This window comes from Pseudomonas sp. HMSC076A11 (assembly GCF_001810205.1).
GTDB lineage: Bacteria > Pseudomonadota > Gammaproteobacteria > Pseudomonadales > Pseudomonadaceae > Pseudomonas > Pseudomonas aeruginosa.
In genome coordinates this window covers 25,010-51,015 of record NZ_KV800309.1, presented here as the reverse complement: position 1 = coordinate 51,015, position 26,006 = coordinate 25,010, and the positions used below count along the sequence as shown (strand labels likewise).

Annotated in this window: 22 protein-coding genes; 11 read left to right on the top strand and 11 right to left on the bottom strand. The window is 64.4% G+C overall.

The features are described 5' to 3' along the window. The first annotated feature begins 258 nt into the window (after window positions 1-258). The 3 genes from HMPREF2716_RS15250 (at window position 259) to HMPREF2716_RS15240 (ending at window position 4,141) form a co-directional block, all read left to right on the top strand. Window positions 259-783 (top strand): RNA polymerase sigma factor, encoded by a 525-nt coding sequence (locus tag HMPREF2716_RS15250; protein WP_003449595.1) that lies wholly within the window; start codon window positions 259-261, stop codon window positions 781-783. Then, on the top strand, window positions 780-1,622 hold the full coding sequence (locus tag HMPREF2716_RS15245) for a FecR family protein (RefSeq protein WP_003101998.1): 843 nt from the start codon (window positions 780-782) through the stop codon (window positions 1,620-1,622). The genes HMPREF2716_RS15250 and HMPREF2716_RS15245 overlap by 4 nt, the downstream gene beginning before the upstream one ends. A gap of 77 nt (window positions 1,623-1,699) precedes the next feature. Beyond that, on the top strand, window positions 1,700-4,141 hold the full coding sequence (locus tag HMPREF2716_RS15240; protein WP_070621944.1) for a TonB-dependent receptor: 2,442 nt from the start codon (window positions 1,700-1,702) through the stop codon (window positions 4,139-4,141). Window positions 4,142-4,302: 161 nt separating this feature from the next. Here HMPREF2716_RS15240 and HMPREF2716_RS15235 read toward each other — a convergent pair whose 3' ends face one another. The 3 genes from HMPREF2716_RS15235 to HMPREF2716_RS15225 all read right to left on the bottom strand — a co-directional run bounded on the left by HMPREF2716_RS15235 (window position 4,303) and on the right by HMPREF2716_RS15225 (window position 6,746). After that, entirely contained in the window at window positions 4,303-5,139 is an 837-nt protein-coding gene (locus tag HMPREF2716_RS15235) for a PhzF family phenazine biosynthesis protein (protein WP_003102004.1), read from the bottom strand. 218 nt (window positions 5,140-5,357) lie between these two features. Beyond that, the gene (locus HMPREF2716_RS15230) at window positions 5,358-5,831 is read right to left on the bottom strand and encodes a methyltransferase family protein (protein ID WP_003086935.1); all 474 of its coding nucleotides are present in this window, start codon (window positions 5,829-5,831) and stop codon (window positions 5,358-5,360) included. A 21-nt stretch (window positions 5,832-5,852) separates the two neighbouring features. Continuing rightward, window positions 5,853-6,746 (bottom strand): NAD(P)/FAD-dependent oxidoreductase, encoded by an 894-nt coding sequence (locus HMPREF2716_RS15225; protein WP_003086934.1) that lies wholly within the window; start codon window positions 6,744-6,746, stop codon window positions 5,853-5,855. Between the two features lie 111 nt (window positions 6,747-6,857). Between HMPREF2716_RS15225 and HMPREF2716_RS15220 the strand changes: the two genes are divergently transcribed. Next, the gene (locus tag HMPREF2716_RS15220; protein ID WP_016253668.1) at window positions 6,858-7,502 is read left to right on the top strand and encodes a TetR/AcrR family transcriptional regulator; all 645 of its coding nucleotides are present in this window, start codon (window positions 6,858-6,860) and stop codon (window positions 7,500-7,502) included. Window positions 7,503-8,067: 565 nt separating this feature from the next. Here the strand turns inward: HMPREF2716_RS15220 and HMPREF2716_RS15215 are convergent. From HMPREF2716_RS15215 to HMPREF2716_RS15200, 4 genes are all read right to left on the bottom strand, one after another. After that, a complete protein-coding gene (locus HMPREF2716_RS15215) occupies window positions 8,068-8,874 on the bottom strand; it encodes an oxidoreductase (protein WP_003124979.1) in 807 nt (268 codons plus the stop codon). 30 nt (window positions 8,875-8,904) lie between these two features. Continuing rightward, window positions 8,905-11,994, bottom strand: a complete 3,090-nt coding sequence (locus HMPREF2716_RS15210; RefSeq protein ID WP_016253667.1) for an efflux RND transporter permease subunit — start codon at window positions 11,992-11,994, stop codon at window positions 8,905-8,907. Then, the gene (locus tag HMPREF2716_RS15205) at window positions 11,991-13,106 is read right to left on the bottom strand and encodes an efflux RND transporter periplasmic adaptor subunit (RefSeq protein WP_003162328.1); all 1,116 of its coding nucleotides are present in this window, start codon (window positions 13,104-13,106) and stop codon (window positions 11,991-11,993) included. Before HMPREF2716_RS15205 ends, HMPREF2716_RS15210 begins: the two co-directional genes overlap by 4 nt. A 71-nt stretch (window positions 13,107-13,177) precedes the next feature. Continuing rightward, the gene (locus HMPREF2716_RS15200) at window positions 13,178-13,795 is read right to left on the bottom strand and encodes a TetR/AcrR family transcriptional regulator (RefSeq protein ID WP_003133334.1); all 618 of its coding nucleotides are present in this window, start codon (window positions 13,793-13,795) and stop codon (window positions 13,178-13,180) included. A gap of 102 nt (window positions 13,796-13,897) precedes the next feature. Between HMPREF2716_RS15200 and HMPREF2716_RS15195 the strand changes: the two genes are divergently transcribed. Then, complete coding sequence (locus HMPREF2716_RS15195) at window positions 13,898-15,352, top strand: efflux transporter outer membrane subunit (protein WP_016253666.1); 1,455 nt, start codon at window positions 13,898-13,900, stop codon at window positions 15,350-15,352. Between the two features lie 652 nt (window positions 15,353-16,004). Beyond that, a complete protein-coding gene (locus tag HMPREF2716_RS28805; RefSeq protein ID WP_071534053.1) occupies window positions 16,005-16,478 on the top strand; it encodes a GNAT family N-acetyltransferase in 474 nt (157 codons plus the stop codon). Between the two features lie 363 nt (window positions 16,479-16,841). Here the strand turns inward: HMPREF2716_RS28805 and HMPREF2716_RS15185 are convergent, their stop codons facing one another. Together HMPREF2716_RS15185 and fabF are read right to left on the bottom strand one after the other, a co-directional pair. Next, a complete protein-coding gene (locus HMPREF2716_RS15185) occupies window positions 16,842-17,396 on the bottom strand; it encodes a hypothetical protein (protein WP_031758982.1) in 555 nt (184 codons plus the stop codon). 319 nt (window positions 17,397-17,715) lie between these two features. Further along, on the bottom strand, window positions 17,716-18,984 hold the full coding sequence (gene fabF, locus HMPREF2716_RS15180) for a beta-ketoacyl-ACP synthase II (RefSeq protein ID WP_070621943.1): 1,269 nt from the start codon (window positions 18,982-18,984) through the stop codon (window positions 17,716-17,718). Between the two features lie 108 nt (window positions 18,985-19,092). On the opposite strand from fabF, the gene HMPREF2716_RS15175 reads away from it, so the two are divergent. Together HMPREF2716_RS15175 and pdxB are read left to right on the top strand one after the other, a co-directional pair. Then, window positions 19,093-19,599: a winged helix-turn-helix transcriptional regulator gene (locus HMPREF2716_RS15175; RefSeq protein WP_070621942.1), complete on the top strand. Its 507-nt coding sequence runs from the start codon at window positions 19,093-19,095 to the stop codon at window positions 19,597-19,599. 214 nt (window positions 19,600-19,813) lie between these two features. Further along, on the top strand, window positions 19,814-20,956 hold the full coding sequence (pdxB, locus tag HMPREF2716_RS15170; RefSeq protein WP_023119638.1) for a 4-phosphoerythronate dehydrogenase PdxB: 1,143 nt from the start codon (window positions 19,814-19,816) through the stop codon (window positions 20,954-20,956). Between the two features lie 20 nt (window positions 20,957-20,976). Here pdxB and aceK read toward each other — a convergent pair whose 3' ends face one another. Continuing rightward, complete coding sequence (gene aceK, locus HMPREF2716_RS15165; RefSeq protein ID WP_016263728.1) at window positions 20,977-22,710, bottom strand: bifunctional isocitrate dehydrogenase kinase/phosphatase; 1,734 nt, start codon at window positions 22,708-22,710, stop codon at window positions 20,977-20,979. A gap of 135 nt (window positions 22,711-22,845) precedes the next feature. Between aceK and HMPREF2716_RS15160 the strand changes: the two genes are divergently transcribed. Together HMPREF2716_RS15160 and HMPREF2716_RS15155 are read left to right on the top strand one after the other, a co-directional pair. Beyond that, window positions 22,846-23,379 carry a GNAT family N-acetyltransferase gene (locus HMPREF2716_RS15160; RefSeq protein WP_003082887.1) on the top strand — a complete coding sequence of 178 codons (534 nt, stop codon included), beginning with the start codon at window positions 22,846-22,848 and terminating at the stop codon, window positions 23,377-23,379. A gap of 142 nt (window positions 23,380-23,521) precedes the next feature. Beyond that, complete coding sequence (locus HMPREF2716_RS15155) at window positions 23,522-23,884, top strand: hypothetical protein (protein WP_003122979.1); 363 nt, start codon at window positions 23,522-23,524, stop codon at window positions 23,882-23,884. An 89-nt stretch (window positions 23,885-23,973) separates the two neighbouring features. Here HMPREF2716_RS15155 and HMPREF2716_RS15150 read toward each other — a convergent pair whose 3' ends face one another. Then, entirely contained in the window at window positions 23,974-24,807 is an 834-nt protein-coding gene (locus HMPREF2716_RS15150) for an oxidoreductase (RefSeq protein WP_034002602.1), read from the bottom strand. A gap of 91 nt (window positions 24,808-24,898) precedes the next feature. On the opposite strand from HMPREF2716_RS15150, the gene HMPREF2716_RS15145 reads away from it, so the two are divergent. Continuing rightward, window positions 24,899-25,864, top strand: a complete 966-nt coding sequence (locus tag HMPREF2716_RS15145) for an AraC family transcriptional regulator (protein ID WP_070621941.1) — start codon at window positions 24,899-24,901, stop codon at window positions 25,862-25,864. The last annotated feature ends 142 nt before the right edge of the window (window positions 25,865-26,006 follow it).

Below are 26,006 nucleotides of genomic sequence, written 5' to 3'. Positions count from 1 at the left end.
GAGGCGGAATACGCACGCAGACACCGATAACCGAAGGAGGCGGTGCCCCCCGGCAAGGCCGGGGGGTTGAGTAGCGGGGCGAAAAGGGGATCCCTCTCCGCCCTGGCTCGGCAGTTGCGCGGTCGGGCGAAAGCCACCCGCCCGCTACGCACGCCAGCCCAGGCAATCCCTGACGATGACCGGTCTTTCATCTGCGACTGTTTCTCATTTACACTCGCCCCCCATTCTTCGGAGCCAGGCTCCTTTCCTGGGTGCATCGTGCCGTTCGATCCCGCCAAGCCGACGCTGTTGTCCACACTGGTTCGTCACTACGAGGAACTGGTCGACCATGTTCGCCGGCGCTTCGGCGACCGGGGCATGGCGCGCGAAGTGGTGCACGACGTGTGCGTGCAGTTGCTCGAACGCGACGAGAAGGAGGACGTGCACACGCCCCTGGCCCTGCTGCGGAAAATCTCCCACGACACCGCCGTGAGCCGCTATCGTAGCGACCGTCGTCGAACCGCCTGGGTGGAAGCCGTCGCCGAGCTTCCGGAAGTCGCCTGCATGGCGGCGACGCCCATGGGTCGCCATGAGGCCGAGCGCGAGTTCCAGGCACTGGTCGACGCCATCGCCACGCTTCCTCCTCGCTGCCAGGCCGTTTTCGTCATGCACAAGATCCACGAAGTTCCCCAGGCGCAAGTCGCCGACCGCCTCGGCATCTCCGTCAAGACCGTGGAAAAGCACCTGCGCCTCGGACTGGCGGCCTGCCGGGAACGGCTCGGCCGCGGCGAGGCACGGCCATGACCCAGCCCTCGAAACGGAATGGGCAGGTTCCGCTGGACGACGCCCTGGAGCGCCATCGCGACGCGCTGAAGGACCTGTTCCCGCTGCCGCCCTCCCGGCCGAAATCGCGCAAGGCAAGCAAGGCGGCCGGCGTCGCGCTATTGCTGGCGCTGGCCATCGGCGCCCTGGCCTGGCTGGACCCGGCCTACAAGCGCGAGCGCTTCGCCACCGCCATCGGTGAGCGGCGCGACGTGACCCTGGCCGACGGCAGCCAGCTCCTGCTCGACAGCGGCAGCCAGATCGAGGTCAGTTGGCACCCGCTCAGCCGCCGGGTCGCGTTGCGCGCGGGGCAGGTGCTTTTCGAGGTATCCCCGGCGCGCTATCGGCCCTTCGTGGTGTCCGCGGGTTCGACCGACATCCGCGTGCTCGGCACCCGGTTCAACGTGCGCCGCCTGGACGACGATGTCCGCGTGACCCTGGAGCGTGGCCGGGTGGAGGTCGGCACCTCGGCTACGGCGCAAGCGCCAGTCGTGCTCCTGCCGGGCCAGCAGGTCGATGCCATTGGCGGGCAACTGATGCCGCTGGCCAAGGTCGATGCCGCCACGGCGATGGCCTGGAAAGACGACCGCCTGGTCTTCGAGCGCACGCCCCTGGGCGAAGCCGTCGCGCTGCTGCGCCATTATCGCAAGGCGCCCATTCTCCTGGACGACCCCAGCCTGGCCTCCCTCCGGCTGACCGGCGTCTTCGCCGCGCACAACGCCGACCGGCTGCTCGACCTGCTGCCGAGCATCCTTCCCGTGGCCGTGTCGCGGCAGGAGGACGGCAGCGTCGAGATCCAACGCAAATCGACGCGAAAATAATTCTCGGACGCAGGTAGGGTTTCCCGCGCGCCGTGGCGGCTATCCAGGAAAAGCCAACCTGCATAGGAAATCGAGACGTGCATTTTTCCCTCCGCAGTCGCCACCTGCGTCCTTCATTGCTCGCCAGCAGCCTGCTCCTGGCGGTGTCGGCCCAGGGCCAGGAAAAGCTCGACGTGGATCTGCCCGCCGCGCCGCTCGGCCAGGCGATCAACGCCCTCGCGCAACAATCCTCGGTACAGATCCTTTTCGCCGGCGATCTCGGCGCCGGCCGCCAGGCGCCCGCGCTGAAGGGGCGTTTCACCCCCGAAGAGGCATTGCGCCAGTTGCTCAGGGATAGCGGCCTGAAGGCGCAGGCCAGGGACGAACATACCTTCATCGTCGTTCCGGCCAGCGAAGCCGCCGTGCCCGCTACGCAAGCCCGCAGCGAACCGCTGGACATGGAGCAGATGGAAATCACCGCCTCGCGCACCAGCAGCGACCTGGTCTCCGCCACGCGCCAGTCCACCGTCATCGAGCATGCCCAACTGGAGGAGCTGCGCCAGGGCTCCGACAGCCTGGCCACCGTGCTGGCCAAGGCGGTGCCGGGGATGTCCGATTCCAGCCGCACCATCACCGAATACGGCCAGACCCTGCGCGGGCGCAGCATGCTGGTGATGGTCGATGGCGTGCCGCTGAACACCAACCGCGACTCCTCGCGCAACCTGGCCAATATCGACCCGGCGCTGATCGAGCGGATCGAGGTCATCCGTGGCAGCAGCGCCATCTACGGCAGTGGCGCCACCGGCGGGATCATCTCCATCACCACCCGTCCGGCCGGCGGCGAGAACCGCGCGGAGACCCGTCTCAGCGCCACCTCGCCGCTGACCCGGCTGGGCAGCGATGGCCTCGGCGGCCAGTTCCAGCAATACTTCGCCGGCTCCCTGGGGGCGCTCGACTATTCGTTCGACTTCGGCACCCGCCACGTCGGCGCTTCCTACGACGCCCATGGCGACCGCATCGCCCCGGAACCCAGCCAGGGCGACCTGTTCGACTCGAACGTCTACAACATCGGCGGCAAGCTCGGCCTGCGCATCGACGAGAACCAGCGCGTGCAGCTCGCCCTCAGCCACTACGACGCCCGCCAGGACACCGACTACGCCACCGACCCGAGGGTCGCCAGGCTGCCGCCGGGCTCGGTCCCGGCCAACGCGATCAAGGGCCTGGAGCTGGACGAGCAGAACCGCATCCGCAACACCCTGGCGAACCTCGAGTACGAGAACCTCGACATCCTCGGCAGCCGGCTCTCCGCGCAGCTCTACTACCGCGACTATTTCACCCGCTTCACTCCGTTCGACGCCCGCGCCGTCTCCACCCGCGGCGGCAATGTCGACCAGATCATGCAGAACAGCGAAGTGTTCGGCAGCCGCCTGACCCTGCGCACGCCGCTGGGCGAAAGCGGCAATACCGAACTGGTCTGGGGCGGCGACTACAACCAGGAACGCAGCGACATGCCGCTCGACGTGTTCGACCCGGCGGCCTACGACGCCAGCGGCGGGCTGGTCTTCGACAAGATCGGCAAGCTCACCTACATGCCGCCGCTACGCACCCGCAGCGCCGGCGCGTTCGCCCAGTTGCAGCATCGCTTCGACGAACACTGGTCGATCGACGGCGGCCTGCGCTACGAATACTCCACCGCCGAATTCGACGACTTCGTCCCGCTCTCCGAGTCCAAGGCCGCCTCGCCGGTGACCGTCAAGGGCGGCGACCTCGACTACGACGCGGTGCTGTCGAACCTCGGCATCGTCTATTCGCCGGTGGCTGGCCAGGAAATCTATGCCTCCTTCAGCCAGGGCTTCCAGCTGCCCGATGTCGGCATCCAGCTGCGCAACGCCCACCGTGGCTTCGATATCGGCTCCTCGAACCTCGAACCGGTGAAGACCAACAACTACGAACTCGGCTGGCGTGGCGCCATCGGCGGCAACACCCTGGGCAGCCTGGCGCTGTTCTACACCACCTCCAAGCTGGGCGACGTGCAGAGCTTCAACAACGGCCTGATCCTCACCCGCACCAAGGAGCGCATCTACGGCGTCGAGGCCAGCGCCGACTGGCTCAGCGACGACGAAGTCTGGGGCGCGGGCGGCAGCGCCACCTGGATGCGCGGACGCGAGAAGCCGGACGGCAAGGACTGGCAGGACATGACCGGCTACCGCGTGCCGCCGCTGAAGCTGACCGCCTACCTGCAATACAAGCCGGATGCCGACTGGAACAACCGCCTGCAGGCCACCTTCTTCGACTCCAAGGACTACCGTCTCGACGGCGTGGAAAGCTTCGGCCGGCGCCAGGTCAGCACCTACACCACGGTCGACCTGGTCAGCCAGTACCGCATCACCCCCGACGACCAGTTGAGCCTGGGCATCCAGAACCTGTTCAACCGCGACTACTACCCGCTCTACAGCCAGTTGCTGCGCAACAACAACAACACCAGCCACCTGCCGGCGCCGGGCACGGTGCTGACGGCGAGCTATACGCACAACTGGTGAGGGGGAGGGCGGAGCCACCGGGCCTGGGCGGGCCCGGTGGGCAGGGAGGGTGCTTCCAGAGGGAAGGCGGCCCCGTTGTCATGGGCAGGCATTTCCGTCCAATGCCGGACGCCGATCCAGGTCGGCCAGGTAATGGGGAAGGACAGGGTACGCCGTCCCGCTCAGAACACGACCTGCCCCGACATGCCCGGCTGCACCTCACCGCCGATCCAGATATCGCCGCCGATCTGCTCGACGCTTATCCGCCCCCGGCGACCCAAGGCCGTGCCCTGGCTCGCCGTGTAGCGCCCGGGCATGACTCCCGTGCCGATCAGCCATTGCGCCAGGCTCGCGTTGAGGCTGCCGGTGACGGGGTCTTCATTGAGCTCCTCGCCCATGAAGGCGCGCACTTCCACATCCGCCTCCGCCTGGGGACCTTGCCAGGGCGCGACCACGCCCACGTTGAGCCCGTCGAGCTTCGCGTAGTCCGGGCGAATGGCCAGGACCTCGTCACGCGTGGCCAGCCGAACGGCGACCCAGCCGGGTCCGTTGTCCACCCATTGGCTGCCGAGTACCTGCCCCGGGGACAGGCCAAGCCCGCTCTCGATCCGTCGCAACACCTCGTCTTCGACTGCTCCGCCACGAAGCAGGGGAGGCGCCGCGAACGACAGCAAGGCGCCCTTGCGGCGGATGCGGATCAGGCCCGCCAGACATTCCTGGACGATCTCGTCAGCAGCATTGCCGCCCCCCTGGTTCAGCCAGACCTGGCAGCTCCCCAGCGTCGGATGCCCGGCAAAGGGCAACTCCCGCAACGGGGTGAAGATTCTTACGCGGTAGTCTGCTTCGGCAGTGGTCGGCCGCAACAGGAAGGTCGTCTCGCTCAACTGGGTCCAGGCGGCGAACTCCAGCATCTGCCGGCTGCTCAGGCGGTCGGCGCCAATCACCACGGCAACGGCGTTGCCTTTGAAGGGCTGTTCGGAGAAGACATCGACTTGCTCGAAGGGTAACGAAACCGGCATGGAACCTCCTGTTGTTGTGGCGGGGGAGGATAGGCTAGAGAGCTGCCGTCCGAAACCGGAGGGGGAACTTTCGAGGGGGCTTGGGGGCTCTCGTCAGGGGCTGCAATCGGCCAGAAGCGACCCTTGGTTATCTACGAACTCAGGGCCCATTCAGTAGCCGTGGCAAGAAAGTCGGTGTTGGTTATCAGAAAATCCCGCAGGCGGCAGTTGCGGAATAGTCAGAGCCAGCGGCGAACCTCGGCCTTGTAGCGGCGGTAGTCGTCGCCGAACTTTGCTTCGAGATAGCGCTCCTCGCGGGCGATCACCTGCGTCTGGATCGCGACCAACACCAACGGAAGCAACGCGAAGGCGATCGGTCCGTCGAAGCCGACCGCAAGGCCTGCATAGATAAGCGCCATGCCGAGATACATGGGATTGCGGGTCCACCGATAGGGACCGGTCGTTGCGATGAGGGTCGTTGGTCGCGACGGCGGAATGTTGGTGCCCAGACGCCGGAACAGCCCCGCCGCCGCAAGCATCATTACCGCGCCGGCAGCGAACGGCAGCGCGCCCATTGCGATCAGCAACCACCAATCGATGCCGAAAGAGTGCAGGGCGACGAACCGCTCCGCCGCCAGCCCCAACAGCAGCGCTCCCAGATAGATGAAGGGCGGAGGGAAGCGCACCCCCGCGCTGTCCGGCTCGACGGCCATGTTCATCTCCTCTCTATGGGCTCAAGCCAGCATCGACTGCTGGGCGAAAATACCCGCCATCGCGCCCTGCGATGATGCCTGGGTGACCGAGGGCAATATGGGGGTGGTGAGATCGCCGGCGGCATAGATGCCAGGCGTGCTGGTTTGGCGGCGCTCGTCGACCTTGAGCACGACGCCGGTGGGCGTATCCATCGTGGCAAGGCCCAACGATTCATGCAGGTTTGCGGACGGCTTGTTGCGCGGATGAGCAAACAGGATGTCGACCGCGACAGTGGAGCCAGTGTCGAGATTGACGGTAGCGATATGCCCCTGGTGATGGGCGATCTCGACGATCCGTCCGTCGACGACAGGTATGTTGCGGTGCGCCAGATCGGCCTGGATATCAGGTGTAATGTCGTGACCATCGGCAAAGACAGTCAACCTGTCGGTCCAATCGAGGAACAGCCTGACCTGGTTGTGCGATTGCGGGCCGGACCACACGAGGCCCCAATGCTGGCCGGCGGCTTCAAAGCCGTCGCAATAGGGGCAGGGGACGATGGACGTGCCCCAACTCTCGGCAAAGCCTGGAACATCAGGCATCTGATCGGCAACGCCATAGCTCAGGATCACGCGGCGGGCCTTTAGGCTTTCGTGATCGTCAGTGACAACGCAGAAATCGTCTATTACGCCAGAAATCTTCTCTGCCCGGGCATTGACTAGCCTGACCGTTGGATAGCGCGTCAACTGCTGCCGCGCCGCGGCCAGGATGTCCAGCGGCGGCGTGTGATCGTGACCGAGCAGACCATGCGAATGGCCGGCAAAGCGGTTACGCGGCCGACCGGTATCGAGAACGATGACCTTGCGACGGGCACGGCCGAGCTGCAAAGCGGCGGCGAGACCTGCAAAACTTCCGCCGATGATGATGACGTCATTCATGGTGATGGGCTCCGCTGGAGGGCAGGTTGTAGCCAAGCCCTTGGATTGCTCATTTAAGACACTGAGTGGTATCCTAAATCTTAAATTAAGATACTGTAAAGTACCAATATCATGACCGAAACCATACAGGCACGCCGCGGTCGGCCCACCAACGAGGCGCTTGCCCAAACGATACTCGACGCCGCGAGCGAACTTTTTGTGGAATTGGGTTTTCAAGCGACGACGTTGGACAAGGTCGCCCAGCGGGCGAAGATATCCAAGCTCAGCATCTATAGGCGTTTCGAGAACAAGGAGGCGCTGTTCAGCGCAGCCATCGCGGCCGGCTGCCAGCAGTCGTTTGCACCACAGGCCCTGCTTGAAGGTGTCGAAGGTTCGGTCGAAGACCAACTTATGGCGGTGGGAACATCACTGCTGCGCACGCTATTGAGACCAGACGTCAGCAGTATCGAAGCCATGGTCATGGCCGATAAAACGAGTCAAAACGCCCTGAGCAAGTGCCACTACGAAGCCGGCGCCGCTCATGTCATCGCCGACATCGATGCCTTGTTGCGCCAACTTCACGCGAAGGCGCTTCTCAACGTGCCCGATCCCCTCCAAGCCGCCCGCTTGTTTGCCGCGCTCTTCAAAGGCTCCGATCTATTGATGATCGCCCGATTCGATCAGGCGAGAGCAGAGGACGAAATAGAATCCTATTGCCGGTCGGCCGTCGCCATGTTCATCGCCGCGCACGGTCGCAGCGACCACGCGGGTGGATAAGCATTTAATTGCTCCGGGGCAGCTCGGCCCAGGCTTGTGTTTGCGCTTTAGGGGCCGCAGCGGAATCACAGGCTGCGTCCGATAACTGTCGCAGTACTGGCGCAAGTGCTCAACATCGTAGCCTGAATCGACCATAGATTCATCGACTCCTTCAAGCTGCTGTCTCTGGCCAGGAGCGGCTGCTATTGGCCGGAAGCTGACACTAGTGGCGGGCAGCTACGGCCGTAATCGGACGCTCCAACCGTTGTCAGAATCTAAGCTGACATCGCAAGTAGAGCGACAAAATGAAGTTCGTCTTCGCTTTGGGCACTCAGAGTTTCGATGTCTTAGACACGTCCAAATGGCCTATGCATAGACTTGGGCGAAGATTTCGACGGCTGCAGCTAGCCGCGCTTTGCTAACTGCCGAGGGGCTGCTGCAGTCTAGGCCCGAGTGGCCGGCCTGCAGGCGCGTCCATACCGTCTCGCTGCCACAGCATAGAGGGCTGACGATGCCCAGGCCGGTAACGACGATACGTGTGCTGTGTTCTCTGTGCATGGTGTGGTCTCGTACGTGAAGAGGTGAATCAGCCGAGGCCGAAGGTCTTGCGCAGGCCCGAGTCGACTGGGCCTGCCGGCATAAAGCGGCGCAGGCGTCTGAGCAGGGTGGCCTCGCCTTTGGGGGTGTGGCGCATTTTCCACGCGCCCAGGGCGGCCTCGACGATGGTCGCGGCGACCGCATCGGGCAAAGGTGCCTTCTGCACGTTCATCTGGATGGCCTGGGAGACGGTTGCCCGCTCGCTGTCGTAGGTAGCGATACGCAGGGCGGCCTGTGGCGCGTTGAGGTCCAGGCTGGTCTTGGTGAACGAAGGCTCGACCAACGCGACGCGAATGCCGAAGCGCCGCACCTCGTGATCCAGGGTCTCGGACAAACCCTCCACTGCATGTTTGGAAGCCGAGTACAGGCCCATGTAGGGTGCTGGCAGGAAGCCGAGCACCGAACTGACGTTGACGATGCGCCCTGCGCTTTGCTTGCGCATCTGCGGCAGTACCGCCTGGGTAACGCGCAGGACGCCGAAGACGTTGGTGTCGAACAGCGCCTGGGCCTCGTCGATGGCGGTTTCCTCTGTCGCACCGAGCAGTGTGGTGCCAGCATTGTTGACCAGTACGTCGATGCGCCCAGCTTCTGCAATCACATGTTCGATGCTCTGGCGAATCGAGGCTTCGTCACGAATATCCAGGTGAATCAGCTCGACACCGGGGATGGCCTGCGCAGTGGCCGGGTTGCGCACGCTGCCGAACACGCGGCAACCGCGTCCGGCGAACTGTTCGGCCGCCGTGCGACCGATGCCTGATGACACGCCGGTTATGACGACCACTGGGGAGTTGGGCATGGCAGTTACTCTCGATCAGGGAAGGGCTGTTCATGCAGGTTGTGCCTGCGCGAGTGGCTCGTGGGGGATGGGGCGGATGCCGAACCAGATGGCGTACATGGCCGGCAGGAACACCAGGGTCAGCACGGTGCCGGCGAAGGTGCCGCCGATCAGGGTGTAGGCGAGGGTGCCCCAGAACACGGAATGCGTAAGTGGGATGAACGCCAGGATCGCCGCCAGCGCGGTGAGGATCACCGGCCGAGCGCGTTGCACGGTGGCTTCGACCACGGCGCGGAACGGATCGAGACCCGCCGCTTCGTTCTGGCGAATCTGCCCGATCAGGATCAGCGTGTTACGCATGAGGATGCCGGACAGCGCGATCAGCCCGACCAGCGCGTTGATGCCGAACGGCTGCTGGAACAGGATCAGCGTCGGCACTACGCCGATCAGCCCCAGCGGGCTGGTGAGAAAGACCATGATCATCGCGGCGATCGAGCGCACCTGCAGGATGATGATGATCAACGTGACGGCCAGCATGATCGGGAACAGCGGCAGCATGGCCTTGCTGGCTTTGCCCGATTCCTCGATGGAGCCCGCTTGCTCGATGCGATAGCCGCTCGGCAGCCTGTCGATGATGGGTTGCAACTGCTGGCTGATGGCGGTCGACACGTCTGGCGGTTGCAAGCCTTCGGCGATATCGCCACGCACTGTGATAGTCGGCACCCGGTCGCGCCAGCGCATGATCGGCTCTTCCATGCGTACCTCCACTTCGCCAATCTGCGACAGCGGGATGCGCTGACCATTGGTGCCGGCCAGGGTGAAATCCATCACCCGTGCCGGGTCGAGGCGAATATCGCCAGCGGCACGGGCCATGACCTGCACCGTGCGGATGTCTTCGCGTACGGCGGTGACGGGCACGCCGCTGAGCAAAAACTGCAGCTGCTGCGCAACGGCACTGGAGGTTAGCCCCACCGCTTGCAGGCGATCTTGCTGCAGATTGAAGTGCAGCGTGGGAGCGCGGGTGCCCCAGTCGGTATTGACCGTCCGCATCAGCGGGCTGGCATCCATCACTTGGCGCACCTCGCTGGCGATCTCGCGCAGGCGTTGCGGATCCGGGCCGCTAATCCGGTAGGCCACCGGGTAGGGCGAGTAGGGGCCGAACACCAATTGACTGACGCGCACCTGCGCCTCGCTGGCCAGACCCTCGGCAATCGCCTTGCGCAGCCTGTGCTTGAGTGCCTCGCGCTCATCCGGGTTGTCGGTGCGTACGACGATCTTGGCGAACGACGGATCCGGCAGTTCCGGGCTCATGGCCATGAAGAAGCGCGGTGCGCCCTGGCCGATGTACGCCGTGACGATCTTCGCCTCTGCCTGCTGGGCCAGCCAGGCTTCGACTTTTTCCGCAGCTGCGCTGGTCTGGAGGATCGAGGTGCCATAAGGCATCTGTACCTCGACCATGACTTCGGGGCGGTCGGAGATGGGGAAGAACTGTTTCTTGACCAGCGCCATGCCGAGCACGGCCGTCACGAACAGCCCTATCACTGAACCTGCGACCAGCCACTTGTGGGCGATCACCTTACCCAGAATCCGACGAAAGTGGTTGTAGCGCGGAGTGTCGTAGATGGCGTCGTGACCGCCCTCGACCTTCTTGATCTCGGGCAGCAGCTTGACGCCGAAGTACGGCGTGAAGATCACCGCGACCAGCCAGGAAGCGATCAGCGCGATGCCGACGATCCAGAACATGTTGCTGGTGTATTCGCCGGCCGTGGAGCGGGCGAAGCCGTTGGGCATGAAGCCGACGGCGGTAACCAGGGTGCCGGAGAGCATCGGCGCCGCTGTGTGGCTCCAGGCATAGGCGGAGGCCCGCACACGGTCGTAGCCTTCCTCCATTTTCACCACCATCATCTCGATGGCGATGATGGCGTCGTCTACCAGCAGGCCAAGGGCGAGGATCAGCGAGCCCAGGGTTATGCGGTCGAAGTTCTTGCCAGTGGCGGCCATCACCACGAAGACCATCGCCAGAGTCAGCGGCACTGCCACCGCGACTACCACGCCGACGCGCCAGCCCATGCTGACGAAGCACACCAGCATCACCACCAGCAGCGCGACGAAGAACTTGATCATGAACTCGTCGACGGACGCGCTGATGTTGACGGCCTGGTCGGTGACCTTGCTCAGGCTCATGCCCAGCGGCAGCTCAGCGTTGATCTGCTGCACTTCATCGTTCAAGGCCTTGCCCAGGTCGAGCCCGTTCCAGCCTTCACGCATGATGATGCCGAGCAACAGGGCCGGTTCGCCGCCGTTGCGAATCAGAAAGGTGGCCGGGTCTTCGTAGCCGCGCTTGACCGTGGCAACATCGGAAAGCTTCAAGGTGCGGCCTTGGGCGATGATCGGAGTGTCACGAATCTTCTCTAGCTCATCGAAGGCACCGTCCAGACGCAGGAACACGTCGGGGCCACGGGTTTCCACGGAGCCGGCCGGGGTCAGGGCGTTCTGCCCGTTGAGCGCGGCGAACACGTCCTGGGGACCGATGCCCAGGGTGGCCAGGCGCTCGTGGGAGAACTCGACGAAGATGCGCTCGGCCTGTTCGCCGATGATGTTGACCTTCTTCACGCCCGGTACATGCAGCAGGCGCTGACGCAGGGTCTCGGCGTCGCGCACCAGGTGGCGTTGCGGCTCGCCCCTGGCTTTGAGCGCGAACAGGGCGAAGGTGACGTCCGAATACTCATCGTTGACCAGCGGGCCGATCACCCCGGTAGGCAGCGTCTTGGCCTCGTCGCTGATCTTCTTGCGCGCCTGGTAGAACTCCTCGAGCACCTCCGAGGGTGGGGTGGTGTCGAGCAGCGACAGGGTGGTGAAGGCCAGCCCCGGGCGTGTATAGGTTTCGCTGCGGTCGTACCAGCGCAGTTCCTGCAGGCGCTTCTCGATCTTCTCGGCGACCTGATCCTGCATTTCCTGGGCGGTGGCGCCCGGCCAGGCGGTGACGATGGTCATGACCTTGATGGTGAAGGCCGGGTCTTCGGCACGCCCCAGCTTGAAGAAGGCGACGAGACCCGCCAGGGAGATCAGGCAGACCAGGAACAGGGTGACGGAGCGCTCGCGCACGGCGAGGGCGGAGAGGTTGAAACGACCTTCGCTCATGGCTGGCCTTCCTCGGCTGCCGCCACGGTGGCCGGCTCGGCCAGGCGAACGGCCTGGCCGTCGCGCAGCAGGTGCGCGCCCAGGGCGACGATCTGGTCGCCCGGCTTGATCGCGCCGCTGATGCGAGCGCTCTCATCATCCAGCGACTGAACGTTTACGGGCGTCCACGCCACCTCTGCGGGCTCTCCGCGAATCATCCAGATGCCAGGCCCGTTGCCTGCGTCGTACAGCGCGGCGATGGGCACCTGCACTGTGCTTGGTGAAGCAGTTTGCGGATCGCTGATTTGCACGGTGATGGTGGTGCCCAGCGGCGCGTCGGACAGCTCGCCTTCGAGCACGTAACGCGCCTCGAAAGTGCGGGTCTGGCGGTCGGCGACATCCGACAGCTGGCGCAGTCGGGTGGCGACGCTGACGTCTTGCCTGCCGAAGAGCTTGGCCTCAGCGCTGGAACCGACTGCTGGACGCAGGGTTTCCGGCAGTTGCACCAGGGCTTCGCGTGGGCCGGCATGTGCAAGCCGTACCACGGCCTGGCCGGCGCTGACCACCTGGCCTGGCTCGGCCAGTGTCTCCATGACGATACCGTCGGCATCGGCGAGCAGCTCGGCGTAGCGGGTGGCGTTACCGGCAACCTTGGCTTGGGCCTCGGCTGCACTGAGTTGCGCGCGAGCCGCATCCGCCGCTGCCTTGTATTGGTCGTAGGCAGATGCCGATACCGCGCCAGTGCCGCGCAGGGCGCGGTAACGAGCTTCGTCATCGCTGGCCTGCTGAGCCCGTGCCCGCGCTGCGGTCACCGCCTCGCGCTGGGCATGGGCGGCGAGTTGCAGGTCGATAGGATCGAGGCGCAAAAGCACCTGGCCACGCTTGACGGTCTGGCCGGTATCGACCAGGCGCTGCAACACCTTGCCGGACACGCGGAAACCCAGGTCGCTCTGCACCCTGGCCGCGACGATGCCGGTGAAGGCGCGCGATGTAGCGGTTGCCGACTGGATGGTGGTGATGCGAACCAGTGGCGCGTCAGTGCGGGGATCGGGGGGCGTCTGGTCGCTACAGGCGAGCAGCACGAACGGAATTACACCGACCAGGGGGGACAGAAGGAGGTTGCGCCGGCGCATGAGGAACCCGTTGCGAAGTCGTAGGGAGCCTCACTTTGATTCTTGTGACCAATTTAGTCAATAGTCACTAATCAGGGTGACAGACTGCGCAACACCAGGCTGGACAGCAGGGCCGGCGCTTCATCGGTGGTTTCGAGCCCGTACTGGAGCAGCAGCGGGTTGAAATAGGGGCGCATGATCAGGTGGATCGCGCGGGTGGTTTCATCCAGAGGCGTCTTGCGCTCGAAGTCGCCGCTCTGCCGGCCCTGCTGCAGGATCTCGCGAAGGGTCTGCTCGATGAAGCCTTCGTAGAGCAGGGTTGCCGGCCAGCGCCCGGAGGCGGCGGAGGCGGCGATTTCGTAGAGTTTGCGATCCTGGAAGAACAGCCGCAGGCAGGCTTCCATCAGCACCTTGAGCATGCGCCTCAGCTTCTCCGGCGGGCTGTCCACCTCATGGATGGCAGCATTCACCTCGGTCTGTATCTGCTGCAGGCAGCTCGAGCAGATCATCTCGCCGATGGCCTGCTTGGACTCGAAGAACTTGTAGATATAGGCCTTGGAAAAACCGATGGCCTTGGCCAGGTCGGAAACCGTGGTCTTCTCGTAGCCATACAGGCGGAAGTGCTCGGTCGCCGCTGCCACGATCTGATCACGCACCTCGTGATCCACCGGACCACGTGCTGCAACTTTGGGGGAGGGGGTCTTGTTCATGGGGGATAGCCTACAGAGCGGCAGGGTGATAGACAATTAGTGACCAAAAAGTATTATGGTCACAATTTCTGCAATCTCCTCCCTTGCCCTGGAAGAACATCCATGCTGTCGAAGCGACTCCTCGTTGTACTGATCAGTACCGACCTGGTGGCAGGCTGCGCGGTTGGCCCCGATTACCAGCGTCCCGAGATTTCCCTGTCCGAGCGCTTCCTGGGGCAGGAGGCTGTCGAGCAGCGGCCTGTGAGTTCCATGGGCGATTTGATCGATTGGTGGGCGGGCTTTGGCGACCCGCAATTGACTCGCTTCGTAACGCTCGCACTGCAGCAGAACCTGGATCTGGCCCAGGCCGAGGCACGTATCGCCCAAGCCCGCGCCGGCCTGGGTGCGGCCAATGCGGCACTGTTGCCGTCCGGCTCCGTCAGCGGCCAGGCGGCACGCGCCTACCAATCGGTGGAGACGCCGTTGGGCCAGGTACTCGATTCCACGCCAGGATTCGACCGCTATGGCAACAGCTATGAAGCCGATCTTGGCGCCAGTTGGGAGCTGGATGTTTTCGGAGGTCGGCGTCGTGATCGCGAGGCTGCGCTGGCGGAATATCAGGCCTCGCAGGCGGGAGTCACTGCTACCCGACTGGCTATCGCAGCGCAGACCGCCGATACCTACATCAGCATTCACGGCCTGCAAACCCGTATCGCCGTGGCACGTCAGCAGGTGAAGACGCAACAGGAACTGGTGGCCACCATCGAGTTGCTGCAAGGCCAGGGGCTGGCTGCCGAATTGCAGGTGCATCAGGCCCACGGCGCACTGGCTCAGGTAAGCGCCTCGGTACCGGTGCTGGAGACCGGATTGGATGCTGCGATGAACGCTCTCGACGTGCTGCTTGGTGCGCAACCTGGCACGTATCGCGCCGAGTTGGTCGGGAGCGAGGCTATCCCGATGACACCGCAGATCGCTGCGAGCGGTACACCTGGCGACCTGCTGCGTCGTCGGCCCGACCTGATCGTCGCTGAGCGTCGCCTGGCTGCTTCGAACGCCCGCATTGGTGCGGCCATTGCCGAGTACTACCCGAAGTTTTCGCTGAGCGGGCTGATCGGCAGTGCCACGTCGGTGTCCGATGGCAACCTGTTCAGCAGCGGCGCCAGCCAGATGAGTGGTGTGCTGGGGCTACGTTGGCGCCTGTTTGACTTCGGCCGCATCGATGCCCAGATCGACCTGGCCAAAGGGCAGGAAGCCGAGCAACTGGCGGCTTACCGCCTCGCCGTGCTGCGCGCCACCGAGGACGTGGAAAACGCCTTCTCGGCACTGGTCAAGCGTGAGCAGCAAGCCAACGTGCTTGAGCAGGGCGTGGATTCGCTCAGCCGCGCGCGGCAGGCATCGTTCGAGGCCTACCAGCAGGGCGTCGTCAGCTTGATCGAAGTGCTGCAGGCCGACGACAACCTGCTGCGCGCCGCCGATGCCCGAGCCCAGGCGCAAACCGAGTCGGCCCGCACTGGCGTTGCGGCATTCAAAGCGTTGGGCGGTGGCTGGAAGGTGCCCGAGGCGCTTGCGGCCAAGTGATTGCAATGCTGTATCAGGTAGTTGCTTTGTGCTGATCTTCAGTAACTAGTGATGGCGATGCCGACAGTCCGTTATTGGCCGTAGCTGCCCGCCACTAGTGTCAGCTTCCGGTCAAGAGCGGACTTACCCTTTCGTTTAGATTGATCTGCCCAGCAGGGAGTCAGTAAGGAAATGGAATGATCGAAGGCCGCTGAATTGATCTTGCTTACTCAATCATGATGGCCATCGCCCTTGGACTTTATGTCAGTGCAAGCGGTGTATTGCAGCGTGCTCTCGTGGGGAGCGTGACGAGCCAGCGTTAGCTGTCCTCCACGAGAAGCGGCTAGGGCTCGGAAGCTGCCGTTCGACCAAAGAAGACGAACTACCTAACAGAGTTTGCACCATGAGTTGCCCTCGGCAATGATCGGCAGGCTCTCGGGTCGAATAGCCGACCCAGATGTTTACCAGACTTAAGAGAGACGATACGGTAAACTCTCATGGGCGGGTGTAAGTCTGGTCTTTCCGTTAGTGCTGGCGGAACCCTTTCGGGCTCTATCGTAAGATGCTGTCATGCCTTTGGCAGCTGATTATTATCGCGCTAGCGCTGTGAAGTTCTCACTTTTAGAATACTTATGTTCTGCCAAGAAAAAACATTAAAAAATGGAAGCGTCCAATGATCTCTTTAAGACCTATGCGAGAAAGCGAATTCTCAGGTTATCTCGATTATTTTGTCCCTGCCTATGCATCTGAGATTTCATCCAGTCATAGGCTTTCGTACAGTGAATCTCTTGTGCAAGCCAAATTGGAAATAGCAGATGATTTACCTGACGGTATCAATACGGCTAGACAATCTTTGCTGTGCCTGTACGATCCGGCAGATGGCCCCGAAGAAGTCATAGGATATCTGTGGTACGAAGAGGATCTGTCCCTGCACTTGGCATTTATAAATGATTTCCACATTCTTCCCGTCCACCAGGGAAAAGGTCTCGCCAAGCAGGCCTTGGAGTCTTTGGAGCGGGATCTTAAACTTCGAGGATTTCAACAGATAAAATTACGAGTAGCTGGCGACAACGAACGAGCCAAACATGTTTATGAAGGTAGTGGCTTTTGTGTGACCGGTATCAATATGAGCAAGCCGCTCGTTTAGTAGTGAGGTTGCTACCGTTCGCGTACTGGCGTTTGATTACAATGAGTTCGAGGTAACGATGCGAAATTGCCCATCAGAGTAAGCGCTATTGCCGGCACTTTGGCAGATATCTGAGCGTGCGGTGGAGCATACCACGCTTCGCTGCACTGCTCTGCGATAGCTCTATGAGTCGCGGTAGGGTTTTGTGTAGACATGGATTTTTAGTTTTGGGTTGAACGTGTCCTTGGCTTGGCTTCACAAACTCCTTGTGGCCTTTTCTGTCAGCGGCTGACGGCAGCCAGGGGACGAAAGCAGCCGGTAATGAGCGATAGCTACCGGCCACAAGCGGGCAGTAGCCTCTGAGTGTTGAAAAGCGCTAACTTTCTACGCTCCCAACGAAACAGCGATATCTATCATTGCCAAGGGTAGATACACCAGTGTCAGTGGCGCGTAAAAGCGGCGAGAGCGAGAGAAGAACGCTGCCAGCGATACTGTGAACATGACCAAATCCAACGCACCCCATAGCTGGAATGGTGAGGCGAACAGGATATTGGTCGTACTTCCTAATCCTAGATAAATGCAGATCGCCAATAGGGCAAAGCGTCCATCTTGTTCAAAGTAGACCTGAAGGCCATCGGCCTCGTCTTCGCTGCGACTTGGCAATATCAACGCCGCCGCACTAAACAGCGATAGTGACAGGCAGACCAAAAGCAGGAACTCGATGAACGAAAAGGCATTCTTTAAGGTGGGGAGGTCGTTTAGGGCCCACCAGAACTGCAGTTGGAACAGGAAAAGCACGAGTGCCCAAGCAAGTGCGACCCAGTCTGGCTGTGCCGTGCGGCGAATCCTGAAAACGGTCATGGCGCACAACAGAACCCTGGTGATGGACAAGCCCAGAATCATCGAAAGCACGGTCGCCAGAATATGGAAGTTTTCCACGACTGCCCCCTTGCTTGGACTTCGCTCTCGCCTGCCGCGTGCTTCACACCGCAGCCTGCCAAATCCCGACTGATGACATTAGTAATAGACTACGCAACGCCACAGGTAAGATTCAGCCCAAATCGAGCGGCTGCTTCTGGCCGAAAGCGGTCATTGAACGCCCACTCCACAAGCAATTGCCCCACGAATCCAGATCGCGCCTAGACCATCACGACGCAGTTACAGCATAGGAAAACCCACACGCTCTGGGGCAATGCGACATGAGTGGCTTCCCCTCCGCCAGCGTGCTCAGGAACGACTGGCAGAGGGGTCGCCCACCCTACACCCAACGCCGGAACAACAGGCTGGCATTCACCCCGCCGAAGCCGAAGCCATTGGACAGCGCGTGTTCCATCGGCCAGCGCCGGGCTTCGCCGCGAACCAGGTCGAGGCCCTCGGCGTCGGTGTCGGGCGTTTCCAGGTTTAGCGTGGCGGGGGCGAGCTGGTCGCGCAGTGCCAGGACCGTGAAGATCGCCTCGATGCCGCCGGCGGCGCCCAGGAGGTGGCCGGTGGCGGATTTGGTCGCGCTGATGGCGAGCCCGCTGCCGGTGCCGAACACGGCCTTGATGGCGGCCAGTTCGCCCTTGTCGCCTACCTGGGTGGAGGTGGCGTGGGCATTCAGGTGCTGCACCGCGGCCGCTTCCACGCCGGCCTGGCGCAGCGCCTGCTGCATGGCCCGGCGGGCGCCGCTGCCATCTTCCGGCCCGGCGGTCATGTGGTAGGCGTCGGCGCTGGTGCCGTAGCCCACCAGCTCGGCGATGGGCCTGGCGCCGCGCGCCAGGGCGTGCTCCAGTTCCTCGATGACCAGTAGGCCGGCGCCTTCGCCCATGACGAAGCCGTCGCGGGCCTGGTCGAAGGGGCGCGAGGCGCGCTCGGGGCTGTCGTTGAAATCGCTGGACAGGGCGCGCGCGGCGGCGAAGCCGGCCAGGCTCACCCGGTGGATGGTCGCTTCCGCGCCGCCGCAGAGCGCCACGTCGACCTCTCCCGCGCGGATCATCCGCGCCGCGTCGCCGATGGCCTGCACGCCCGCCGCGCAGGCGGTCACCGGGGCGCCCAGCGGTCCCTTGAAGCCATGGCGGATCGACACATGGGCGGCCGCCATGTTGCAGAGAAAGGACGGGATGGTGAAGGGCGACAGGCGTCGCGGTCCCTTGCCGTCGGTGGTCCGCACCGCTTCGGCGATGGCATGAAAGCCGCCCACCCCGGAGGCGATGACGGTCGCCGTGCGCTCCTGCGCCTCGGCGCTCTGCGGCGCCCAGCCGGCCTGCACCAGGGCCTCTTGCGCGGCGGCCAGGGCGAAGAGGATGAAGCGGTCCATCTTGCGTTGTTCCTTGGCGGCCAGCAGCAGGTCGGGATCGAAGCCGGCCTGCGGGTCCTGGGCACGGTCGGGGACCTGGCCGCCGATGCTGATGGGCAGGTCGCCGATCAGCTCCGCTGGGAGCGTGGCGATGCCCGATTGCCCGGCCAGCAGGCGTTGCCATATGGGTTCGACTCCGCAGCCCGGCGGGCTGACCGCGCCCATGCCGGTGACGACGATACGTTTGCTCATGAGGGTCCGAGTCCTTCTGTTCCGATGGAATAGCAGTCAGTGGACGTAACTATCATCATGAAAGTAACATGCGGACCAGCACTTTGTGAGCCTCGCCAAGGAAGAACCATGCAACGCAAGACCTTCGCCGATGCCGAATGCCCCATAGCCCGCAGCCTGGAACGGGTCGGCGAATGGTGGAGCATCCTGATCATGCGCGATGCGCTACAGGGCCTGCGCCGCTTCGACGAATTTTCCCGCAGCCTGGATATCGCGCCGAACATGCTCACCCGGCGCCTGAACGCGCTGGTGGAGGCGGGCCTGCTCGAACGCCAGCCCTACAGCCAGCGTCCGCTGCGCTATCAGTACGTGCCCACGGCCAAGGGCGAGGATTTTCGCGTCGTGCTCATGGCTTTCGTCGCCTGGGGCAATCGCCATTACGCAGAGGAAGGGCAGAGCGTGCAGCTCGTCGAGCGAACAAGCGGGTGGCCGGTGCGCTCGTTCATGGCGGCTCTCGCCGATGGCCGAACGGTACCGCTGGAGCAATGCACCGTGCAGGCCGGGCCTGCCGCCAGCGAGGAAATGCGCCAGCGCCTGGCGGCCATGCCGGAGCGGAGCGAGCTACCGGCTCGATGAACGGGCTCCCTGGCGTACGCCGCCTGGTCGAGGAGGCGGACGAGGCGTTCGCGGTTCTGTTCCTTGTAGCTGGCCATCGTTCGCGGTCGTGGTTGGGAGAAACGCGATCGTCGAGGCTTGCGCATGGCGCTGGCAGGTCCGCCTCGCGAGCCGTTCGGCAACACCGCGAGCCCTCGGCCTGCTAGAGTGTGCAGCCTCGTTCGCGGAGGTCTGCATGCGTATTCTCGCCGATGAAAACATTCCCGTGGTCGACGCCTTCTTCGCCGACCAGGGCTCCATTCGCCGCTTGCCCGGGCGCGCCATCGACTGCGCGGCGCTGGCCGAGGTCGACGTGCTGCTGGTGCGCTCGGTCACCGAGGTCAGCCGCGCCGCGCTGGCCGGCTCGCCGGTGCGCTTCGTCGGCACCTGCACCATCGGCACCGACCACCTCGACCTCGACTACTTCGCCGAGGCCGGCATCGCCTGGTCCAGCGCGCCCGGCTGCAACGCCCGCGGGGTGGTGGACTACGTGCTCGGCTGCCTGCTGGCGATGGCCGAGGTGCGCGGCGCCGACCTGGCCGAACGCACCTATGGGGTGGTCGGCGCCGGGCAGGTCGGCGGGCGGCTGGTGGAGGTGCTGCGCGGGCTGGGCTGGAAAGTGCTGGTCTGCGATCCGCCGCGCCAGGCACGCGAGCCGGACGGCGAATTCGTCTCGCTGGAACGGCTGCTGGCCGAGGCCGACGTGATCAGCCTGCACACTCCGCTGAACCGCGACGGCGAACACCCGACCCGCCACCTGCTGGATGAGCCCCGCCTGGCCGCCCTGCGTCCCGGCACCTGGCTGGTCAACGCCAGCCGTGGCGCGGTGGTCGACAACCAGGCCCTGCGCCGCCTGCTCGAAGGCGGCGCCGACCTGGAAGTGGCGCTGGACGTCTGGGAAGGCGAACCGCAGGCCGACCCCGAACTGGCCGCGCGCTGCCTGATCGCCACGCCGCACATCGCCGGCTACAGCCTGGAAGGCAAGCTGCGCGGCACCGCACAGATCTACCAGGCCTACTGCGCCTGGCGCGGCATCGCCGAACGCGTGAGCCTGCAAGACGTGCTGCCGGAAACCTGGCTCGCCGGCCTGCAACTCAACCCCGGCTGCGACCCGGCCTGGGCGCTGGCCACGCTGTGCCGCGCGGTATACGACCCGCGCAGCGACGACGCCGCCTTCCGTCGCAGCCTGACCGGCGACAGCGCCACCCGCCGCGCCGCCTTCGACGCCCTGCGCAAACACTACCCGCCGCGCCGCGAGATCACCGGCCTGCGCGTCGCCACCGGTGGACGGGCGGAGTTGCAGCGGGTGGTGCGGGCGCTGGGGGCGCAGTTGGTCTAGGAATGGGCGGCTGGTTCGGTCTACTTGAGCAACTGCTCAGGCGTCTCCTGCCGCCGATAGGGAAACACGTCGATCACCTTGCCCTCGCGGATCTGCTCCTGCAGGCCCTGCCAGTATTTGGCGTCGTAGAGGTTGCCGTGCAGCTTGGCGAATAGCCGGCGCTGGTTGAGGTCGACGAACAGGAAGCGCGGAAATTCTTCCGGGAACACGTCGTTGGGCCCCACCGAATACCAGGGCTCGGACGACATCTCGTCCTCTGGGAAGCGCGGCTCGGGGATGTAGCGGAAGTTCACCTCGGTGAGGTAGCAGATCTCGTCGTAGTCGTAGAACACCACCCGGCCATGGCGGGTCACGCCGAAGTTCTTCAGCAGCATGTCGCCGGGGAAGATGTTCGCCGCCGCCAGTTGCTTGATCGCCAGCCCGTAGTCGTTCAGCGCCTCGCGGGTCTGTGCCTCGCTGGCGTTCTCCAGGTAGATGTTCAGCGGGGTCATGCGCCGCTCGGTCCAGCAGTGGCGGATCAGCACCACGTCGCCTTCCACCACCACCGTCGACGGCGCCACTTCCAGCAGTTCGGCCAGGCACTCCGGCTCGAACTTGCTCACCGGGAAGCGGAAGTCGGCGAACTGCTGGGTGTCGGCCAGGCGTCCGACCCGGTCGTGGTTCTTCACCAACTGGTACTTCTGGATCACCGTGGCGTGGTCGACGCTCTTCGAGGGGTTGAAGCGGTCCTTGATGATCTTGAACACCGTGTTGAAGCCGGGCAGGGTGAACACGCTCATCACCATGCCGCGCACGCCGGGGGCCATGACGAAGCGGTCGTCGGTGGTCGCCAGGTGGTTGATCAGGGCGCGGTAGAACTCGCTCTTGCCCTGCTTGTAGAAGCCGATCGAGGTGTACAGCTCGGCCAGGTGCTTGCCCGGCAGCAGGCGCTTGAGGAAGGCCACCAGCTCGGCCGGCACCGGCACGTCGACCATGAAGTAGGAGCGGGTGAAGGAGAAGATGATCGAGACTTCCGCCTCGTCGGTGATCACCGTGTCGAACTGGATGCCGTGGCCCTCGCGGTGCAGCAGCGGGAACACCAGCGGCCACTGCTCGTCCGGGGTGAACAGGCGGCCCACCAGGTAGGCGCCCTTGTTGCGATAGAACACCGAGCCGATCAGCTCGATGGCCAGGTCCGGGTCCTTGCACACCCAGTCCGGCAGGTTGCTGTGCAGCAGTGCGTCGATCCGTTCGAGGTCGCGCTCGCGGTCGTCGTAGGGCACGTCGAAGCGGTAGTCGTCGAAGATCTTCTCCAGCGCCTGGCGCAGGTCGCCGCCTGGCCGGTAGGTGCGGGTGTAGGGCGCGCGGGCGTGGGCGCGCAGCGAGGGCCGGGTGGTGTGCACGAACATCGTGCCGTCGCTGATGTTGTCGTGGCTGAACAGCCCGCAGAAGATCGAGTTGAACCAGGTCTCGGCCAGCTCGTCGTCCAGCCGCAGGTCGATCTGCGCGATGTAGGCGCTCTTGATGATCGGCCAGCGCTCCACGTCCAGCAGCTCGCTGTCGGCCAGCCCCGCGCGCAGCCCGGCCACCGTCTCGGCGACCTTTTCCTCGTAGAGGTTGATCCGCTGCGCCGAGGCGCGCTGCGCTTCCTGCCACTGCGCCTGCTCGAAGCGGGCACGGGCGCCGTCGGTGATCTCGCGGAACTGCTCTCGGTAATCGTCGAAACCGCGCAGGATGAGGGCGGCGATTTCGCTGGCTGGGGCGCTCTGGACCATGCTGGCGTCCTTTCGTTGTTCGAAGGTCGAGCTTAGCCAGAGCCGCGCGGCAGGGAAAGCGCGATCTCCGACCGGCTGGTCGAGCCCGGCGCAGACGCTTATGCTGGGTGGCCAGACAGCCCAGGGATGACCGCAATGACCGCCGAATCGCCGACGATCCGCCTCGAACGCTACAGCGAACGCCATGTGGAAGGCCTCACCGCCCTGTACAACGACCCCGCCGTGGCCCGCCAGGTCCTGCAGATGCCCTACCAGTCGGTGGAGCAGCGCCGCAAGCGCCTGCACGACAGCGCGGACGACGACCGCCTGCTGATCCTCGTCGCCCTGCACCAGGGCGACGTCATCGGCAGCGCCAGCCTCGAACAGCACCCGCGCATCCGCCGCAGCCACAGCGGCAGCATCGGCATGGGCGTCGCCGTCGCCTGGCAGGGCAAGGGCGTCGGCAGCCGCCTGCTCGGCGAACTGCTGGACATCGCCGACAACTGGATGAACCTGCGCCGCGTCGAACTCACCGTCTACACCGACAACGCCCCGGCGCTGGCGCTGTATCGCAAGTTCGGCTTCGAGACCGAAGGAGAGATGCGCGACTACGCGGTGCGGGACGGGCGCTTCGTGGATGTGTACAGCATGGCGCGCTTGCGGAGGGTCGAGGGGCGGGTGGGGGAGTGAGGGGCGGGCGCGACGAGAGGCTGCGGACCGGCGCGACCTCCTGGCTCGCCGGGCTTCCGTTCCACGACAGGTTCGTCCTGGGCTTCGGGCATACGGTGACAGTGGACAAGCAGCGCGGCTGTTATCTGGGAGGCGAGGGCGCGTGACGAAGGATCCTGCGACGGACAGCGGCCTGAACGTGCGCCTGGTCGCCGCGTTCGCCGGCTGGAAAGGCATTCCCTGGCTATGCTGGGCCCACAGCGACCTGTCCCCGCGGCTGGTCCTGCATGCGGACCGTGTCGAGTTCCGCGTCATTCGCACGCGCTCGAAGCCGTATTCCAGCATTTCCCGGGTGGACTACCGGAAATGGCACTACACCGAGAACATCGTGCTGGAGTTCACCGACTCGCTGACGACCTTCATCGGCAATACGATGAACCCCGCCACGGCACGGCAGGCGATTCGGTACTTGCAGGAAAAGGGCTGTCTGTTGTCGGAGCGGGCCAGCAACCTGGCCATGGCGTAGGGCGGATAACCGCAGTGCGGTTATCCGCCGGTTCGGCGCGGTATCGGCGGATAATGCCGTGGAATTATCCGTCTACGACTTTCCAAACCTCATCCATCCGTCGACCGCGTGACCTCTTCCCACGCCGCGATTTCCTCCTCCAGCGCCTTCAGCTTCTGCCGCACCAGCCCCAGTGCATCGCTGCCCAGCAGCAGGTGCGCCGGCGGGTTTTCCGCGTCGATGGCCTGGAGCATGGCGCGCGCGGCCTTGCGCGGGTCGCCCGGTTGCTTGCCGCTCTTTTCCTGGCGAGCCTGGCGGACCGGGTCGAAGAGCGCGTCGTAGTCGGCGATGGTGCGCGGGCTGCGGACCATCGAACGGCCGGCCCAGTCGGTGCGGAAGGAGCCGGGGGCCACGGCGGTGACGGCGATGCCGAGGCTGGCTACCTCCTTGCCCAAGGCTTCGGAAAGCCCTTCCAGGGCGAACTTGCTGCCGCAGTAGTAGGCGATGCCGGACATGGTGATGTAGCCGCCCATGGAAGTGATGTTGAGGATATGACCGCGGCGGCGCCGACGCATGTAGGGCAGCACGGCCTGGATCATCGCGACCGCGCCGAACAGGTTGACCTCGAACTGCCGGCGCATCTCGGCCAGCGGCGACTCCTCGAGGATGCCTTCATGACCATAGCCGGCACTGTTCACCAGCACGTCCAGCGGACCGATGTCGCGCTCGATGGCTGCGACCGTCGGCTCGATGGCGGCAAGGTCGGTGACGTCCAGCAGCCGGCCGAAGGCCTGGCCCGGCGCCACGGCTTCCAGTGCGCTCCTGGCCTCCTCGCTGCGCACCGTGCCCACCACGCGGTGACCGGAATTCAGGGCCTCGCGGGCCAGGGCCTGGCCGAAGCCGCTGCTGGCGCCGGTGATCAACAGGGTCTTGCGAAACGACATGGTGTGACTCCGTTATGGGGGAATGAGTGCACAATACGCAGAAATGTCCCTATCTCAGAGACCGGAATCTCTCGTTTCATTGCCTGATTCTATGAGCGCATCACCGTCTGATTCAGAAGCTATCCGCTCCGCCGACCGACAGCGCATGGTCGCGTTGCTCGAAAACCTGGCGCCCCGGGAGGGCTACAACCTCACCGGGCTCGACAGCGTCCGCCTGCTGCGTTCGGACCGACCGCTGGCGCGGACGCCGGTGCTCTACGATCCGGGGATCGTCATCGTTTGCCAGGGGCGAAAGCGCGGCTATTTCGGCGAGCAGGTCTACCTGTACGACGAGCAGCACTACCTGGCCGTGGCGGTGCCGGTGCCGTTCACCATGGAGACCGATGCCACGCCAGAGCGACCGCTGCTGGCGATCTACCTGCACCTGGATTTCCCGCTGGCGGCCGGGCTGGCGGTGGAGATCGACCGTCAGCGCGCGCCTGCACAGGTCGAGGCACCGCGCAGTCTGCTGTCCAGCCCTATGGACGCGCCGCTGCGGGCATCGGTGTTGCGCTTCCTGGAGGCGCTGGGCGATCCGCTGGAGACAGCGATCCTCGCCCCTGCGCTACTGCGCGAGCTGTACTTCCGCGTGCTCACCGGCCCCCAGGGCGGCGCCATGCGCGCGGCACTGGCCATGCGCGGGCGCTTCGGCAACATTGCCCGGGCGCTGCGTCGCATCCACGCGCAATACGCCGAGCCGCTCGAGCTGGCGCAACTGGCGGGCGAGGCGGGGATGAGCGTGCCGTCGTTCCACAGCCATTTCAAGGCGATCACCCAGACCTCGCCGATGCAGTACCTGAAGTGCACACGCCTGCACCAGGCGCGTCTGCTGATGGTGCGCCAGGGCATGAGCGCCCAGGCCGCCTGCCATGCGGTCGGCTACGCCAGCGCTTCGCAGTTCAACCGCGAATTCAAGCGTCTGTTCGGCCGTTCGCCACTGGCCGAGGCCCGACGCCTGCGCGCGGGTTTCTCGCTGCCGCCGGCGCAGGGGGGGGCGGAGTACGTGTCGTCGCATTAGGGCGAGCGTGGAGTCGGTTCGCCTTCCTGCTCTTGGCCGAGTTCGCTAGGTGAATGTCGGTTGCATTGCCGCTGTTGGCGTCTCGGTGCAGTGACAGTCCTGGCCGAGTGACGCGAATCCTGCGCGGGGTGTGCAAGCCGTT